We start from the raw sequence: 16,302 nt of genomic DNA, 5'->3' as shown, positions 1-16,302 counted from the left end.
CGGATACACGGAGGTTTGGGTGAGTACGGTATTAGTAACAGGAGCCGACGGCTTCATAGGCTCGCATCTAACAGAGTTGTTGGTGAAGGAAGGTTATACGGTTAAGGCATTATCGCAATATAACTCTTTCAACTATTGGGGATGGTTAGAGGATGTCGATTGTCTGCCCCATATAGAGGTCCTGAACGGCGATGTGCGGGATCCAAATTATTGTGACCATATTACAAAAGGGGTCGACGTAGTTTTTCATCTCGCGGCACTGATCGCAATACCATACTCATATATCGCGCCGGATAGCTATGTCGATACGAATATTAAGGGCACACTCAATATCTGTCAGGCGGCTAGGAATAACAGTGTGGAGCGGATAATCCATACCTCGACGAGTGAAGTCTATGGAACTGCTCAATATGTTCCCATTGATGAGAGGCATCCGTTGCAGGCCCAGTCTCCGTACAGTGCCTCAAAGATTGGTGCCGACGCCATGGCAATGAGCTTTTTCAACGCATTTGATTTGCCGTTGACTATCGCTCGCCCCTTCAATACCTACGGTCCTAGGCAGTCAGCACGGGCTGTGATTCCCACAATAATCAGTCAGATCGCGGCTGGTCATCGGCAAATTAAACTTGGCGACGTTACACCGACACGGGATTTCAACTATGTGGCCGACACTTGTCAGGGTTTCTTGAAATTAGCTCGCTGTGATCAAGCCATCGGTGAAACGGTAAATATCGGATCAAACTACGAGGTTTCTATAGGGGACACGCTTAACATTATCAAGGAGATCATGGGTAGCAATGTGGAATTCTTGACAGAAACCCAGCGAATCCGCCCCGAGAAATCAGAGGTATTCAGGTTGTGGTGCGATAACAAGAAGCTAGTCGATCTCGTCGGTTTTAAGCCAGCATTCTCGCTTCGCAGTGGCCTTGAAGAAACCATTGAGTGGTTCACAAGGCCAGAGAACTTAGCCAAGTACAAGGCCGGTATATATAACGTCTAGGACAATATGTTTGACGCCATCATAAAATTCGTTCGCGAGCAGTACGCGACGAATGATTTTGTACCGTTGCACGCGCCGGTTTTCAGAGGGCGAGAGCAGGAGTATGTGACGGAGACGATAACTTCGACCTTTGTATCCAGTGTAGGGACATTTGTCGATCAGTTCGAGCATGATGTTGCTGCGTACACCGGTAGTGCACGGGCGACTGCCACGGTGAACGGGACGGCTGCACTGCATACCGCCCTGATGCTTGCAGAGGTCGGTAGAGGTGATTTAGTGATCACTCAGCCGTTAACCTTCGTCGCCACCTGCAATGCTGTGGCGTATTGCGGGGCGGAGCCAGTTTTTATTGACGTTGATCGTGCAACGTTAGGTCTCTGTCCCCATGCTTTAGCAAAGTGGTTAGAGACCCACGCATTCGTCGGCGACGACGCGTTATGTCATCGTAAATCTGATGGCAGAATAATTCGGGCATGCTTACCCATGCATACGTTCGGGCACCCCGTAGCTCTTGACGAGATGGTGGCGGTATGTGCGTTGTGGAATATCGCATTGATAGAAGATGCAGCCGAGTCGCTTGGGAGCCTATATAAAGGAAGGCATACCGGCACCTTCGGAAAACTGGGTACGTTAAGCTTCAATGGGAATAAGATAATTACAACTGGCGGTGGCGGAATGGTGCTGTCAGGAGAAGCTTTAGGGTCGCGTGCCAAGCACATTACGACCACGGCAAAGAGGCCTCACCCGTACGAGTTCGACCATGATGAAATTGGCTTTAACTATCGACTTCCTAACATTAACGCTGCATTGGGGTGCGCGCAACTAGAGCAGCTTGATAAGTTTATCTGCGCAAAGCGGGAACTTGCCTCCCGTTATCGTGAGTTGCTCCGAAGCTCTCAGATTCGCTTTGTCGAAGAGCCTGAGAATTGCAGATCTAACTATTGGCTTAACGCTGTCATATGCGAAACGAAAGCGCAGCGTGATGCAATGTTAAAGGCTACTAACGAAGCCGGCGTAATGACGCGGCCCATCTGGAGGCTGATGACTGGCTTGTCCCACTATAGCAACTGCCAACGTGGCGACTTGAGCAACGCTCAGTGGTTAGAAGAGCGCATCGTAAATGTACCGAGTAGCGTTCTTCCCGAGGGCAGTCTATGATTCGAACAGTAGCGGTATTCACCGGCACCCGAGCCGAATACGGGCTACTTTACTGGTTGCTGAAGGATATACAGGCGTGCGCCGACTTCGACTTGCGCATCATTGCAGGAGGCATGCATTTCTCTCCCGAGTTTGGAGAAACCTGGCGACAAATAGAGGAGGACGGCTTTCATATTGATGCTAAGGTGGAGCTCCTGCTTTCATCCAACTCATCGGTAGGGGTCGTGAAGTCGATGGGAGTCGGCATGATAGGGTTTGCTGACGCATTAGATCGCTTGCGTCCGGATATCCTATTGGTGCTTGGCGATCGGTTCGAAACAATCGCGATTGCTCAGTCTGCCCTAATCATGCAAATTCCGATTGGCCACATACATGGTGGTGAAATTACAGAGGGTGCCTACGATGACGCAATCAGGCACGCGATTACGAAGATGGCCAGTTTCCATTTCGTTGCTGCTGAGCCGTATAGAGAGCGGGTAGTACAAATGGGAGAACAACCGGACCGCGTACTCTGTGTAGGGGCAGTCGGTTTAGACCACATTACCCGATCTACTAGGCTGACGTTGCATGAATTAGCGACTTCGTTGCGATTTGACCTGCGACGGCCCTATTTTTTAGTGACGTATCATCCGGTCACTGCTGCGAACGAGGATCCAGTTAGCGTCTTTAAATGCTTGCTCGAGGCGCTAGACTTTTTCCCTGATTATCAGGTCATAATCACGTACCCGAATGCAGATAATGGCGGCCGTTACATTATTCCCCTCTTAAAGCAGTATGCTGAAGAGCATCCATCCAGGATACTGGCCATTGCTTCATTAGGCTCTGAGCGGTACCTTAGTGCGATGTCGTACGCCGCAGCTGTGGTTGGTAACTCGTCCAGCGGAATCATCGAAGCTCCCGCTCTGAACCGCCCCACTGTCAATATTGGAGTTCGCCAGGAGGGACGCTTGGCTTCGGCCAGCGTAGTGAACTGTGGCGTAGATTTACCTTCGATTAGGGGTGCCTTAAATGTGGCGCTATCCGAGGCGCATTCAGACGCAATCAAGAAGGCAAAGAATCCATATGGTCAGGGGGATGCCGCTGCGGCCATTGTCCAGTTCTTAGCGAGTAGCAAGTTCGATGTCCCAAAGAAATTTTATGACTTGGAATGATTTATGAGCGACCTCAACGGCGGGTCCGTGTACATCATTGCCGAAGCGGGCGTGAATCACAACGGACGCAAGGACCACGCATTCTCATTGATTGATATTGCTGCCGACGCGGGCGCGGACGCTGTGAAGTTTCAGACCTTCAGCGCGAAGAAACTGGCTTCCAGGAGCGCGCCAAAGGCAACGTATCAGAAAGCCCAGACCGATCATAACGAGAGCCAATTGTCTATGCTCGAGAAGCTCGAGTTGCCGTATGAGTGGCACGTCGAGTTGCAATCCTATGCTCATCGTAAAGGCATCGAGTTCTTGTCTACAGCGTTTGATATTGAGAGTCTACGGTTCTTAAATACGCTGGATATGCCCCTCTACAAGATACCGTCAGGCGAACTGACGAACGGCCCTTTACTCTGGCAGTTCGCGCGGATGGGCAAACCGCTTATTCTTTCTACAGGTATGGCGCTGCTAGGGGAAGTCGAAGAGAGCTTGGCTGTGGTCGCCCATGCCTTGTGCTCGATAAATGAACCATCCAACTTCGAAGAGGTCTGGCGTTGCTGGAGTAACGAGCAAAATCGAAGACGCTTACAAGGACATGTCACTTTACTGCACTGTACCTCGCAATACCCTACGCCTCCCGAGGAAGTTAACTTATGTGCGATGGACACATTGGCGCATAGCTTTGGGCTTCCAGTCGGATATTCTGACCATACTGAAGGTACCCTTTTCCCCGTTGCTGCTGTTGCCCGCGGAGCGCGCGTAATAGAGAAGCACTTCACCATTGATCGTGGGATGAGCGGACCGGATCATCAAGCTTCCCTCCAGCCGGATGAACTCCGTGAGATGGTCCGCGATATTCGTCAGCTTGAACGTTCTTTAGGAGATGGCAGGAAGGCGCCTCAGGCGAGTGAATGGGACACACGATCTGCTGCTCGTCAACAAGTAACGGTGACGCGGGACATTAATAGGGGTGAAGTATTGAGCCGTGAAGATCTCACGACTGCCCGTTGTGGAGGCGGCAGACCCGCCAACGGATTGTGGGATAGTGTCGGGATGCAGGTAAGCCGAGGCTACAAGGCCGGGGACAGCATAGATATATGACCGATCTTCGATCCTTGGTTCTGTTGGGCGCAGGCGGACACGCTAAGGTATTGTTGTCCCTGATGGTTAGCCTTGGCCGTGAGATCATAGGGGTTTGCGATCCTGACCTGGTAAAACGAGGAACGTCAAAATGGCGCGGTATTCCTGTTTTAGGCGACGATTCTGCGCTCGAGAGCATTGATTGTTGCGCAGTGGACGCCGTGAATGGAATTGGATGCTTGCCAGGCAGCGTAGCTCGTCGAGCACTCTACCTGCATACCGTAGGCCGAGGGTTTCGATTCGCGACTCTTGTGCACCCAAGCGCCTACGTCGACTCGACCGCCATACTAGGGCCAGGAACCCAGGTAATGGCAGGGGCCGTCGTTCAAGCCGACGCCGCCTTAGGTGAGAACTGTATCGTGAACACTGGAGCAATTATCGATCACGATTGCTTGGTGGGAGACCACGTTCATATCGCGCCTGGCGTCACGCTAGCGGGCGGCGTCAGCATCGGTAGTGGGGCTTTCATTGGTGCTGGTGCTACCGTAATTCAAGGTGTCGAGATCGGCAGTGGTGCGATCATCGGCGCGGGCACAGTGGTGTTGAAAAGAGTAGACGCTAATCAAGTGTTTGTTGGGCGTCGCTCCGACGGTGGCGCTGTACTGGAACGGTCTTAGTTGGATTGAAGTCATGAATTCGTGGAAATCAATTTTAGTGCCACCTGATCAGAGCCTTGAAGCGGCGATTGCGATACTTGATCGCGAGGCGCTCCGAATAGTGCTGGTGGTCGATGAGAATCGGAAGTTATTGGGAACCCTGACCGACGGTGATGTACGTCGTGCTTTACTGAAACGATTACCGCTTACTACCCCGTTACGAGCCGTGATGTGTGATAAGCCACAGGTGGCCCAGGAAGGCTGGAGTAAAGATCGGATACTCGCGCTGATGGACAGCACGCAGCTTTTACAATTGCCCGTTATAGATGCATCCGGACGTGTTGTGGGCCTACAAACCCTGCAGGGACTCGTAAATCGGCCTCAAAGGAATAATCCTGTATTTCTCATGGCTGGCGGATTCGGCACCCGATTGCATCCATTGACGAGTGAATGTCCGAAGCCACTGCTCAAAATAGGTGAAAAACCTATTTTGGAAATTATTCTGGAAAGATTCATATCGGCTGGTTTTCATCGTTTCTTCATTTCGACTCATTACTTACCGCATATGATTGAGGAATACTTTGGCGATGGAAGTCGCTGGGGAGTGTCCATCCGTTATGTTCACGAAGAATCTCCTCTAGGAACCGGCGGCGCGATCGGGCTATTACCGCATGAAGAAATTGATAGTCCCATGTTCATGATGAATGGTGATTTATTGACCACGCTGAACTATCAAAGACTATTAGAGTTTCATAATACTCAAGATGGCGTCGCTACAATGTGCGTGCGAGAATACGAGTACCAGGTTCCTTACGGTGTAATACAAAGTAAGGGGCTTCGCATCACATCGATGGTCGAAAAACCCGTGCAGCGATTTTTCATTAATGCGGGAATTTATCTTTTAGACCCGGAAGTGGTCAAAAGCATTAAACCCCATACCCGGATTGACATGCCGGCCCTGCTGGAAAGCCTTATCGCAAAGGGAGACGAGGTGAACGTCTTTCCAGTACACGAATACTGGCTGGACATTGGGCGTATTGAGGACTTCAAGCGTGCCCAATATGAGGTAGGCAACCTGCTATGACCCCAAGGCGCTTTTTAGTTGTGGGAAGTGGTAGCATCGCCCGGCGACATATTGATAATTTGCGTCTTTTTTTTCCTGGATCATCGGTCGGCTGTGTTTCCGCGTCGGGACGACAGCTTAGCGGCGCGGATGTCGGCGTTGAGACGGTCCGGTATGTTTCAGTTGCTGAGGCCGTAAAGTCAAGGCCAAGTTTCGCTATTGTGGCATCTCCCGCACCCCTTCACGGCCTACATGCAGCTGAACTCTTACGTAACGATATTCCAGTCCTTATCGAGAAGCCCTTATCGAGTTCGGTTGAGACGCTCAAAGATCAGCTAAACGTATTGTACGAGAATGAGCATAGAGTCGATATAGCTTATAACCTTCGCAATCTGCTAGCTGCGCAAAAAGTTAAAACTATTATCGAATCGCAACAGTTAGGACGAATTTACAGCGTATTGGCCGAAGTAGGCCAATACCTGCCGGATTGGCGTCCCAAAAGTGACTACCGGAAAAATGTCTCGGCGCGCAAAGAGCTCGGAGGCGGGGTGTTATTAGAGCTGAGCCACGAGTTAGATTATATTAGCTGGTTGTTCGGCGAGGTCGAGCGCGTATATTGCGTAGCCTCAACTAGCGGAGCATTGGAAATAGATGTTGAAGACAACGTAGACGCAATATTAAATTTAAAGAGCGGCTTGATAGTCAATCTTCATATGGATTTCTTGCAGCGATCGCCCGAGCGTCGCTGCAAAATTATCGGACAGAACGGAACTGTTATCTGGGACGTACTGCACAACAGCATTATTCTATCGAGCGGAGGACGGTCCGAAGAGCTGTTTCGTGACGAATGTTACGACCGAAACGATATGTACATGGAAGAAATAGTGCATTTTGACAAAGTAGCGTCGGGGAACGCAAATCCTAAGGTGGGGCTGCGACATGCTTTGGCGGTGTTGTCGGTCGTCGACGCGCTTCATTTGTCATCGCAAACAAAAATGCCAGTAGAAATCGGTACTGTCGAATGAAAGTATTCGCGTTCGTATTCGCTCGTGGCGGTTCAAAAGGGCTACCTGGAAAGAACATCAGACCCCTTGGAGGTGTGCCGCTAATCGCTCACAGTATCCGTCTCGCTGCTGAGCTCAGCACGGTGTTAAAAACTTATGTGTCCACGGATTCGGAAGAAATCGCAGCTGTCGCGAAGAGTTATGGGGCGGAAGTTATTATGCGGCCTGAGCACCTAGCGACGGATTTTGCGAGCGAATGGCATGCATGGCAGCACGCCATAGCATTCCTACATGAGAGAGGGGAGCAGTTCGACGTTTTCTTAAGTTTACCGGCAACAAGTCCACTTCGTGCTCGGGAGGACATTGAGAACTGCCTTACGGCCTTGGACGATACATCGGATGTAGTCATAACGGTGACGCCAGCTTCGCGAAGTCCTTATTTCAATATGGTCACGCGTAAAGCTAACGGTGATACTCACATCGCGATTAGTGGGGCAAGTATCACTCGACGACAAGACGCTCCGGAGGTTTTCGATCTTACTACCGTCGCATATCTGGCGCGCCCCAAATTCATTTTGGAAAGTGCAGGCATTTTTGATGGAAGGGTGAAATCGGTCATAGTGCCAAAAAGTAGAGCAGTAGATATCGATGACGAGTTAGATTTTGCATTTGCTGAGGCGTTGTATAAAGGAAAGCAGTAATGGACTTGACAGGGAAGGTCGTCATAGTAGTTGGAGCATGCGGCCGCTTGGGTCGGGAAGTGGTTCTGAGCGCGTGGCAGAGCGGCGCGACCGTTCTCGCTGCCGATACGGATAGAGATCAATTAGAGGAGATGAAGAAGCAGTTCATCGATAGAATTTCGGTCTATGTGTGTGACATCACGAGTACCGCTTCAGTGCAAGAATTGCTCTCCTTCGGTGTGGCCACCTACGGGCGCCTTGATGGCGCCGTCAATGCGGCCTACCCTCGAAATACCTCATATGGGCGTCACTTTTTCGATGTGAGCATCGAAGATTTTTGTGAAAACGTTTCCCTTCACCTAGGTGGCTATTTTCTGTTCATGCAACAGTGCGCTAAGTACGCTGTAGACGGCGGTGTTAAATTTTCACTCGTAAATATCTCGTCCGTGTATGGAGTAATATCTCCGCGATTCGACGTGTACCAGGGTACGGAAATGACCATGCCTGTGGAGTATGCCGCGATCAAGTCCGCCTTGCAGCATATCTCGAGATACACAACCTCTTACACCAAGGGATCGCAATTCCGTGTCAACTGTGTCAGCCCCGGTGGCATCGAGGCGGGGCAAGATCCTACCTTCTTGCAGCGCTATCGCCAGCTTTCCGGTAGTAAGGGAATGCTTGATTCTCGCGATGTGGTCGGAGCCGTACGCTTTCTATTGTCTGATGCATCTGAATATGTGTGCGGGCAAAATATAGTGGTTGATGACGGCTTTTCCACGTGACTCGTTTCTTGATGCTTTATGCCTTGACCGCTAAGCGTTTCGTGCTTCACCGCGACGCGTCGCGCAACTACTACATATTAGCCTCAGTACGGACACCATGAATTTTTACTTCATCACAAACTCGGCATCAGTAGCCGCCTATGCCGCGAAGAATGGTGTGGATCGCCTCTTTGTTGATCTGGAAATATTAGGGAAAGATGAACGGCAAGGCCATCTCAATACGGTTATCAGCCGCCATACCTTCGAAGATCTCGAGAGAGTGCGCGCGGCCGCGCCTAGCACTGAGCTTGTGGCTCGTTTAAATCCGATCAATCCGGACACTAGAGCAGAAGTAGATCGTGCCGTCCGGTGTGGCGCCAATACGCTTATGCTGCCCATGTTTCACTCCGCCAGCGAAGTGGAGCTGTTTAGCTCTTACGTTGCAGGACGGGCGAAAATCTGCTTGCTAGTGGAAACCATAGGAGCGATGGATACACTTCGGGATTGCGTGGCGGTGCCGGGGGTGATCGAGGTCCATATCGGCTTAAACGATCTTCACTTAGCGATGAGACACGCATTTATGTTCGAACCTCTGACAAATGGATGCGTCGAGGAGATGGCGAGACAGTTGAGAGAGGCGAACATCCCATTCGGCATAGGGGGAGTTGCGAGGGTAGGTGAGGGAATGCTACCTGCGGAGCTCATACTGTCGGAGCATGCAAGGTTGGGCTCTACTGCGGCAATCCTGTCACGTACATTCCACAGGGACGCGAAATCAGTTGAAGAGATCGAGGCGGATATGGATTTCTGCGGAGAGGTAGAAAAGCTTCGCGGCGCGTATCTCCGGCACTGCGAGTCCGATGTTGCTCAACTGCTTAGAAATCAAAAAGAAGTGAAGCGCTTGGTAGAAGAGATTGTCCGACATCTCCAGGCGAAAACTCGTAGTGATAGTAACTCGTAAGCTTCTCGGCTCCACCACGCTCATATTGGGCCTCGCACTGCTTGCTGGGCGGGCATCAGGCTTTGTGCGGGAAGTCTTAATCGCGCGCGAATTGGGCTTGAGTGCGCAAGCAGATATTGCTGTCATTTTGCTCACGCTGCCCGATCTTTTTGTCAATATACTCCTCGCGGGAGGCCTGACGGCGGCGCTTGTGCCACGGCTTAGCGTTCTTTCGTCCTCCGCTCGGTCAAAGCTATTTTGGCAAAGCACAGTGTTCGCCGCTGCCGTCTTCACGATCATTGCTTTGATAGTCGGGGCCGCGCCAGACTCCGTATTGGCTCTAATTGCCCCGGGTTATGTCGGCGCTCTCGACGAGCAGGCCAGATTCTTGTTTGCTGTCGTGTGTATTGCGATTCCCTTCACGGCTTTATCAGGGATTTCGACTGCTCTACTCAACAGCCAGGGTCGGTTTTTCTTGGCAGGAACGGGTACTCTCATATTCAACGTCATCGTAATCGGCGGCGTGGTCATTGGCTCTTCGCGCGGACAAACACTTGTATGGCTTGCTTGCGCTATTGCAATGGGTGCGTTCGTGCGTTATGGCTCCCAACTGCTAGGAATTATTGACAAAGTGGAGTTTAGGATTGGGCGCGCCTTGTACTTTGATAGACGATTGGGTGCCAGCTTTACTTACGCACTTATCGCCACATCGGCAACATTATTGGTGCCAGTGCTCATGCGTTCATTGGCTACACTGCTTGGTAGTGGTAGCCTAGCTGGGTTTAGCTATGCAACAAAAATTGTTGAGCTCCCTATTGGAATATTGATTACAACCTTCGGAACCGTCGCGCTCCCCAGACTATCTAGGATGGTGGACGCCGCTGATACCGGTGCCGCTGTTGCGTTCTACAATAGAAGCTGTGCTAAGGCGACGGGATTGGCAATTGCAATCGCTATACCGGCCATCATTGTGAGTCGGACCATAGTGGGGCTGGTGTTAGGTGAGGATTCATTCTCCGCAGCGGATCTCAACTTGATCTCCGAGTTGGTACGAATCGGGCTCATTGGTTTGCCTCTGGTTGCTGTTAGCAGCATGGCGACTGCCGCGCTGAACGCTCAAGGACGGCAAAATTTGTTGCTTAAGCGCACCGCTCTAAGTGCCATGTTTTTGCCATTTCTCGTTGTTCCTGGTTTGGTACTGGACGATATACGTCTATTGATGGTTGCGCTAGTTGCCTTCCAGGCTATCTTGGCATTCAGCTTATGGAAACTGGTAAAACAAAAAAAGTTTGAACATGAAAAGATTGTTTGACGTAACTGCGGCGATTACCACACTGCTTTGTAGTGCACCATTGCTTTTAGCAGTCGCAATAATAATTTATGCAGGTGACCGTGGCCCAGTCATTTATCGGCAGACTAGGGTGGGACAAGCTGGGCGTACTTTCTCGATGCTGAAGTTCAGGAGTATGGTTATAAATGCGGAGAACCTAGGCGGCTATGCTACGGCACATCGCGATCCGCGTATCACGCGATTCGGAAGAGTTATACGGCGGACCAGCATCGACGAATTGCCACAGCTGCTGAATGTATTGATGGGGCACATGAGCATAGTGGGTCCACGGCCCGATGTACCGCAACAGCGACCTCTTTATTCCGATGAAGAGTGGCAGCTCAGAACGAGCGTACGTCCCGGGCTTACTGGCCTAGCGCAGGTGTCAGGCCGATCCCAGGCAACTGAGGACGAGCGTAAGCGTCTGGACCTCGAGTATGCAAGAACTAACTCATTTAAGCTGGACATGAAAATTATTGCAATGACAGTTAAACAGGTTGTAGCCAAAGGCGGAAACTGATATGTGTGGAATATTTGGCTACTACAACCGACAAGGAAGATCTGTAGATTCCAGTACGCTTATCAGTATGGGGGATGCTATTAGGTACCGAGGCCCTGATGATCGCGGCTTGTACGAGGGTGATAGCTGGGCTCTAGGCAATCAGAGGCTTGCTATTATCGACATCGCAGGGGGCCATCAACCCTTCATCTCTGACGACGGTCGTATTGTAGTGGTACAGAATGGGGAAATATTTAACCATGTCGAACTTTCTAAAGAGGCTAGTCGCCGGGGTAATCCCTGTCGAACCCAGTCGGACACGGAGGTAATACTTCGCCTATATGAGCTCGAGGGCATAAACTGCCTACATAGACTGAACGGAATGTTTGCAATCGCTATCCACGATGCAAGCCAAAATATAATGTTCTTAGCTCGCGACAGAGTGGGCGTGAAGCCACTATACTTCCATGATGATGGAAGGCAGTTAACCTTCGCATCAGAAATAAAGTCTATTCTCCAGGATCGCCATATTGACAGTTCGCTGGACGAGGAAGCTCTTCATCATTACTTGACATTCAATTACGTACCGCCGCCCCATACGATATACCGTGGGATCAGGCACCTGATGCCTGGTCATTACATGAAGATAGGCTCAAGACGAACTGACGTAAAAAAATGGTGGGATTTAGCCGATGTAGAGCCGGTATATGGCCGTACCGAAGAGCAATGGATAGAGGAATTTAATTTCACCTTAGATGATGCCGTCCGATTGCGTTTACGCAGCGACGTTCCGTTTGGCGCGTTTCTATCCGGGGGGGTGGACTCCAGCTCCGTGGTGGGCTTAATGGCTCGCCATATGACTGAGCCGGTCAAGACCTTCTGTATCGGGTTTGATGATCCTCGCTATGATGAATCCAGCTTCGCGCAGGAGGCCGCTGAACGTTTCTCTACGGAACACGTTATGAAGAGGGTGTCGCCAGACATGCTCGACATTTGGCCGTTCGCGACCCATCATTGTGATCAACCGCACGGAGATATCTCGTTTCTTCCTACCTATCGCGTTTCGCAGCTCGCGGCCGAACACGTTAAGGTGGTGTTGACCGGAGACGGTGGCGATGAATTGTTCGCTGGATACGACAAATACCAGTCTTTCTTCTCACGCCCGGGGATCAATAGTATGACGGATGCTGAGTTTGAACGAGAATATTTTGCCAGCATCTCATTGTTCTCCGACCAGGCCAAAGCATCTGTAATGGCCCCAGCATTTCGGGAACGCATGACAGGGAATAACTCGTTTGAGGTCGTGCGCCCTTATTTTGCTGAGCTAAAGCATCAAGATCGGATAAACCAAGCTTTGTATGTAGATATGCAGTTGCTATTGAGCGGTAATAATCTTGTGAAGCCGGATCGTATGGGCATGGCGATGTCTTTGGAGGCGCGCACACCATTTTTAGACTACCGCATGATGGAACTTGCCTTTCGAATGCCCGGCCATTTGAAGCTAAAAGACGGCGTAACCAAATATATATACAAAAAGGCGGTCGCTCCGTTGATTGGTGCAAAGCTCGCTTATAGAAAGAAACAGATGTTCACGGTACCTGTCGGCGACTGGTTCAGAACGACTAAGCTTGCTTATTGCCAAGAGAAGCTTAAGACGCTCGACAGCCAAGGCGGTCTATTTTCCACCCCGTATATTACGGACATATTGAACCGGCATGTCGCAGGCGAGGACTTTACCCGGCAGTTGCGCGCGTTAATAGCTTTTGCAATATGGCATGATGTGAACAAGCCGACTTTAGCATGATGCCCGGGTCGACCATTCTTTTATACGCATGGACGGCTATTGATGCGCCTCGTTGTCGATAAAAAGGTGTTTGTCTGGGTAATGCTAGCCGCGATTTGTGCAGCCTGCAACATGTTGGTCTTTAAACACCAATACGTTGACTTTTATAGCATTTTTCAAGGCATCGACTCAACGGATGGGTTTAACAATCAGCTGGTCGATGCTTATCGAGCGATCAGAAGCGGCTTCGACTTTACTCCATACGGTAAGGACGAATGGCTAGGATATGTCCACGTTGTTAGGTTGATTACTACTACGCCGTTCTTCGTTCTGGAAAAGCTCTTCGGGGCCCCAGGTCAAACCATCGCGATGTATTATGTAGTTTGCGTCAGCATATTTACAATTCGTCGCAGCGCTAATATTTACTATTTTCTACCGCTACTGATTTTCCCTCTGGTAATGTCCTGGCGTTCTGCGCTAGTGTTTCTTTCGATCATAGTGTTTCTCTCATATTATGTTGATAAACATTCTGGTGTGCTCCGATTGATAATGGGCGCTACGCTAGCCTCGCTGAGCTCCGCCTCGTTGGTATTTATATTTATTGCCACATTGTATTTGGCTTACGGGCGTGCGCGCCGATTGGGCGCTTTGGGTTTGATTTTTATCTTGTACTTGGGTTTCATGGTATGGGCAGTGGTGGAGGCAAAGATATATGGTTTCTACAGCGGATCAGTGGGGTATTCGTTGAATGATGCGGGACCGCTCCAGTCCATAATCATGAGGTCGACAGTAGTCGTAAAAATCGGTCAAGGCGCTCCCTTGAAGGCTGCAATATTTGCGTTATTTGCGCTTTTTCTGATGTTTAAAGCCTTGAAGGTCCTATTCCCCAGACGGCGTACCATTGTAAATCGCTTATTATTATTCTCAATGTTTGGCGTTCTCGTGGAAGGCCTAGGCGTGATGGTCATTGGCGCTATGCTGTTGCTGAGCTACTCGGGCTTTCGTATCGAACCCGATATGGGCCGGTTGCCCCGTCGAACCGGTGGTAGCTCTCAACTTGAGTTGACGAATTAATGGAGCGGGCTTCGCGGGGAAGGCGTGTACCCTTTGTCAACGCTATGTTTTAAGAGTGAATGAGAAATGTTGAGGAAAGAATTATCTGCGATCTATGACGCAGGCCGTCTAGGACTGGCCAACTGAGATGGACAGACGCTCCACGCTACGTTCATGGTTCGCTATCCTGTTTGATTTGGCTGCGGTGCCGGTCGCCTGGATAGGAGCATTCTTAATCCGCTTTAACTTTGCGTGGCCGTTCGGGTACGAGAAGGAGATATGGATCGGGCTGGCATTGTTAATGGCGATTCATTCTTTTGTACGTCGATGGGCAGGGCTACACCGCGGAATGTGGATATTCGCGGGTGTTTCAGACCTCCGCCGGGTGGTGGTGGCAGTATCGATCTCCACTGCAGTGCTGCTGCTGTTTGTTGTTCTTGCTCGGCATCAGTTGGAAGTGCCGCGATCTGTCGTGCTTCTGTATCCCATCTTGTTGGTATTGTTGATGGGCGGAGGGCGCATTGCATGGCGGATTTGGAGTGAATATCTTTTGTACGGTAAGCGGCATCCCAACGCGCTACCGGTGATAGTCGTAGGGGCGGGAACGGCTGGCGCGATGTTGGTTCGAGAGTTGGACCGAAGCGCAGACTGGCAAGTCGTTGCGCTAGTCGATGACGACAGAGGTAAGTGGGGGCTGGAACTTTCTGGGCGAAGAGTAGAGGGTGGAACTGACATGCTTCCGTCGATACTGGAACGCTACGGCGTGAAGCACGTGATTTTAGCCATGCCATCAGCGAAAGCGGAGTCTCTTCAAAGGGTTAGCGTCGTTGCGGCGCAGGCCGGCGCCAATCTGTTCACCGTACCCGGCTTGGGCGAACTTATGAGTGGCCGAGTGGCTATCAATGTGATGCGTCCGGTGAAAGTTGAAGACTTGCTCGGTCGCAAATCGGTCCGAATAGATAGTGGCGATGTAGAGACTATGCTGAGTGGCAAGTATGTCCTTGTTACCGGCGCGGGCGGGTCAATTGGTAGTGAACTGTGCCGTCAATTAGCACGATTTTCGCCTGCTGCAATTATCCTATTAGAGGCAAGCGAATTCGCACTTTACATGGTCGAGCAGTGGTTTGGTGAGCACCGGCCTGAGATTGATGTCATTGCCTTAGCTGGCGATGTAAAAGACGACTCGTGCATGCAACAGATATTTCGCACGTATAAGCCGGCGATTGTCTTTCATGCGGCTGCTTATAAGCACGTTCCTTTGATGGAAGTGAGGAACGCATGGCAAGCCGTACGCAATAATGCGAAGGGTACGCTGGTTGTGGCCAATTGCGCAAAGCAATATGGGTCCGAACGGTTCGTACTAATCTCAACAGATAAAGCTGTAAACCCAACCAATGTGATGGGTGCTTCGAAACGACTGGCCGAAATGATCTGCGAAGTATTGCATTGCACCGGCGGCGCCACCCGTTTCCAAATGGTCCGCTTTGGTAATGTACTGGGCAGTACTGGTAGTGTCATACCCAAGTTTAGATCGCAGATAGCGCAAGGCGGACCTGTAACCGTAACTCATCCCGAAATTACTCGGTTCTTCATGTCAATACCCGAAGCGGCTCAACTCGTGCTGCAGGCCGCCGCCATGGGAAAAGGCGGCGAGGTTTTCGTCCTCGACATGGGAGAGCCTGTGAAGATTGTGGACCTAGCCCGAAATATGATTCGTCTGTCCGGGTTCACTGAACAGGAGATTCCGATACAGTTTACTGGTTTGCGTCCCGGTGAGAAGCTGTTCGAGGAGTTGCTAGCAGACTCTGAAGAGACCCTTCCGACTCCACACGAAAAACTCCGTATAGCGCGTTCGAGGCCCGTCCCAGAGGGATTCTTTGTCGATATTTCGGAATGGCTCCAGCACTCTCAACCTGTTACGGATAGCCAAGTACGCGCAAAGCTGAAGGAGTGGATTCCTGAGTATCAACCCCGGTGCTTTGAATCCGAGGTGTCAGAGGATACGATCGTCTGACTTGAGGTCAAGGGCTGTAAGTCAGTTGCGCCACTCCATTCCGCCTCTTGCATTGGTGACCCGTCTGCGATGATTGTTATAGTAGCGGCTAATACAAACTGTCATAGGCTGCAAAAGAATGAAATTCAAGGTGCTGAAG

Annotated in this window: 15 protein-coding genes; all 15 read left to right on the top strand. The window is 50.7% G+C overall.

From position 1 onward, the window contains the following. The first annotated feature begins 19 nt into the window (after positions 1-19). A complete protein-coding gene (locus CKA81_RS13320; RefSeq protein WP_128355713.1) occupies positions 20-1,000 on the top strand; it encodes an NAD-dependent 4,6-dehydratase LegB in 981 nt (326 codons plus the stop codon). Positions 1,001-1,006: 6 nt separating this feature from the next. After that, positions 1,007-2,158, top strand: coding sequence for a LegC family aminotransferase (locus CKA81_RS13315; protein ID WP_128355712.1), 1,152 nt, complete (start codon positions 1,007-1,009; stop codon positions 2,156-2,158). Further along, on the top strand, positions 2,155-3,309 hold the full coding sequence (gene neuC, locus CKA81_RS13310; RefSeq protein WP_128355711.1) for a UDP-N-acetylglucosamine 2-epimerase: 1,155 nt from the start codon (positions 2,155-2,157) through the stop codon (positions 3,307-3,309). The genes CKA81_RS13315 and neuC overlap by 4 nt, the downstream gene beginning before the upstream one ends. 3 nt (positions 3,310-3,312) lie before the next feature. Then, a complete protein-coding gene (gene neuB / locus CKA81_RS13305; RefSeq protein WP_128355710.1) occupies positions 3,313-4,401 on the top strand; it encodes an N-acetylneuraminate synthase in 1,089 nt (362 codons plus the stop codon). Beyond that, positions 4,398-5,057 carry an acetyltransferase gene (locus tag CKA81_RS13300; RefSeq protein WP_128355709.1) on the top strand — a complete coding sequence of 220 codons (660 nt, stop codon included), beginning with the start codon at positions 4,398-4,400 and terminating at the stop codon, positions 5,055-5,057. The genes neuB and CKA81_RS13300 overlap by 4 nt, the downstream gene beginning before the upstream one ends. A gap of 13 nt (positions 5,058-5,070) precedes the next feature. Then, on the top strand, positions 5,071-6,120 hold the full coding sequence (locus tag CKA81_RS13295; protein ID WP_128355708.1) for a nucleotidyltransferase family protein: 1,050 nt from the start codon (positions 5,071-5,073) through the stop codon (positions 6,118-6,120). Beyond that, positions 6,117-7,124 carry a Gfo/Idh/MocA family protein gene (locus CKA81_RS13290; protein WP_128355707.1) on the top strand — a complete coding sequence of 336 codons (1,008 nt, stop codon included), beginning with the start codon at positions 6,117-6,119 and terminating at the stop codon, positions 7,122-7,124. Before CKA81_RS13295 ends, CKA81_RS13290 begins: the two co-directional genes overlap by 4 nt. Further along, positions 7,121-7,804 carry an acylneuraminate cytidylyltransferase family protein gene (locus CKA81_RS13285; RefSeq protein ID WP_128355706.1) on the top strand — a complete coding sequence of 228 codons (684 nt, stop codon included), beginning with the start codon at positions 7,121-7,123 and terminating at the stop codon, positions 7,802-7,804. The genes CKA81_RS13290 and CKA81_RS13285 overlap by 4 nt, the downstream gene beginning before the upstream one ends. Further along, complete coding sequence (locus CKA81_RS13280; RefSeq protein ID WP_128355705.1) at positions 7,804-8,565, top strand: oxidoreductase; 762 nt, start codon at positions 7,804-7,806, stop codon at positions 8,563-8,565. The genes CKA81_RS13285 and CKA81_RS13280 overlap by 1 nt, the downstream gene beginning before the upstream one ends. A 97-nt stretch (positions 8,566-8,662) precedes the next feature. After that, entirely contained in the window at positions 8,663-9,505 is an 843-nt protein-coding gene (locus tag CKA81_RS13275; protein WP_128355704.1) for an aldolase/citrate lyase family protein, read from the top strand. Next, a complete protein-coding gene (locus CKA81_RS13270; RefSeq protein ID WP_164878404.1) occupies positions 9,489-10,796 on the top strand; it encodes a lipid II flippase MurJ in 1,308 nt (435 codons plus the stop codon). The genes CKA81_RS13275 and CKA81_RS13270 overlap by 17 nt, the downstream gene beginning before the upstream one ends. Continuing rightward, positions 10,780-11,334 carry a sugar transferase gene (locus CKA81_RS13265; RefSeq protein WP_128355702.1) on the top strand — a complete coding sequence of 185 codons (555 nt, stop codon included), beginning with the start codon at positions 10,780-10,782 and terminating at the stop codon, positions 11,332-11,334. Before CKA81_RS13270 ends, CKA81_RS13265 begins: the two co-directional genes overlap by 17 nt. Position 11,335: 1 nt before the next feature. Next, positions 11,336-13,117, top strand: coding sequence for an asparagine synthase (glutamine-hydrolyzing) (asnB, locus tag CKA81_RS13260; protein ID WP_128355701.1), 1,782 nt, complete (start codon positions 11,336-11,338; stop codon positions 13,115-13,117). Positions 13,118-13,159: 42 nt separating this feature from the next. Further along, positions 13,160-14,170: a hypothetical protein gene (locus tag CKA81_RS13255; RefSeq protein WP_128355700.1), complete on the top strand. Its 1,011-nt coding sequence runs from the start codon at positions 13,160-13,162 to the stop codon at positions 14,168-14,170. 127 nt (positions 14,171-14,297) lie between these two features. Beyond that, the gene (locus CKA81_RS13250) at positions 14,298-16,163 is read left to right on the top strand and encodes a polysaccharide biosynthesis protein (RefSeq protein WP_128355699.1); all 1,866 of its coding nucleotides are present in this window, start codon (positions 14,298-14,300) and stop codon (positions 16,161-16,163) included. The last annotated feature ends 139 nt before the right edge of the window (positions 16,164-16,302 follow it).

Source organism: Pollutimonas thiosulfatoxidans (assembly GCF_004022565.1).
In the GTDB taxonomy this organism is placed as follows: domain Bacteria; phylum Pseudomonadota; class Gammaproteobacteria; order Burkholderiales; family Burkholderiaceae_B; genus Pusillimonas_D; species Pusillimonas_D thiosulfatoxidans.
This window is presented reverse-complemented; position numbering and strand designations above follow the sequence as displayed.

Bases quoted from the DNA above. Each gene is read 5' to 3' on its own strand.
- CKA81_RS13315 (WP_128355712.1), top strand. From the start codon at position 1,007: ATGTTTGACGCCATCATAAAATTCGTTCGCGAGCAGTACGCGACGAAT.
- neuC (WP_128355711.1), top strand. From the start codon at position 2,155: ATGATTCGAACAGTAGCGGTATTCACCGGCACCCGAGCCGAATACGGG.
- neuB (WP_128355710.1), top strand. From the start codon at position 3,313: ATGAGCGACCTCAACGGCGGGTCCGTGTACATCATTGCCGAAGCGGGC.
- CKA81_RS13300 (WP_128355709.1), top strand. From the start codon at position 4,398: ATGACCGATCTTCGATCCTTGGTTCTGTTGGGCGCAGGCGGACACGCT.
- CKA81_RS13295 (WP_128355708.1), top strand. From the start codon at position 5,071: ATGAATTCGTGGAAATCAATTTTAGTGCCACCTGATCAGAGCCTTGAA.
- CKA81_RS13290 (WP_128355707.1), top strand. From the start codon at position 6,117: ATGACCCCAAGGCGCTTTTTAGTTGTGGGAAGTGGTAGCATCGCCCGG.
- CKA81_RS13285 (WP_128355706.1), top strand. From the start codon at position 7,121: ATGAAAGTATTCGCGTTCGTATTCGCTCGTGGCGGTTCAAAAGGGCTA.
- CKA81_RS13280 (WP_128355705.1), top strand. From the start codon at position 7,804: ATGGACTTGACAGGGAAGGTCGTCATAGTAGTTGGAGCATGCGGCCGC.
- CKA81_RS13275 (WP_128355704.1), top strand. From the start codon at position 8,663: ATGAATTTTTACTTCATCACAAACTCGGCATCAGTAGCCGCCTATGCC.
- CKA81_RS13265 (WP_128355702.1), top strand. From the start codon at position 10,780: ATGAAAAGATTGTTTGACGTAACTGCGGCGATTACCACACTGCTTTGT.
- asnB (WP_128355701.1), top strand. From the start codon at position 11,336: ATGTGTGGAATATTTGGCTACTACAACCGACAAGGAAGATCTGTAGAT.
- CKA81_RS13255 (WP_128355700.1), top strand. From the start codon at position 13,160: ATGCGCCTCGTTGTCGATAAAAAGGTGTTTGTCTGGGTAATGCTAGCC.
- CKA81_RS13250 (WP_128355699.1), top strand. From the start codon at position 14,298: ATGGACAGACGCTCCACGCTACGTTCATGGTTCGCTATCCTGTTTGAT.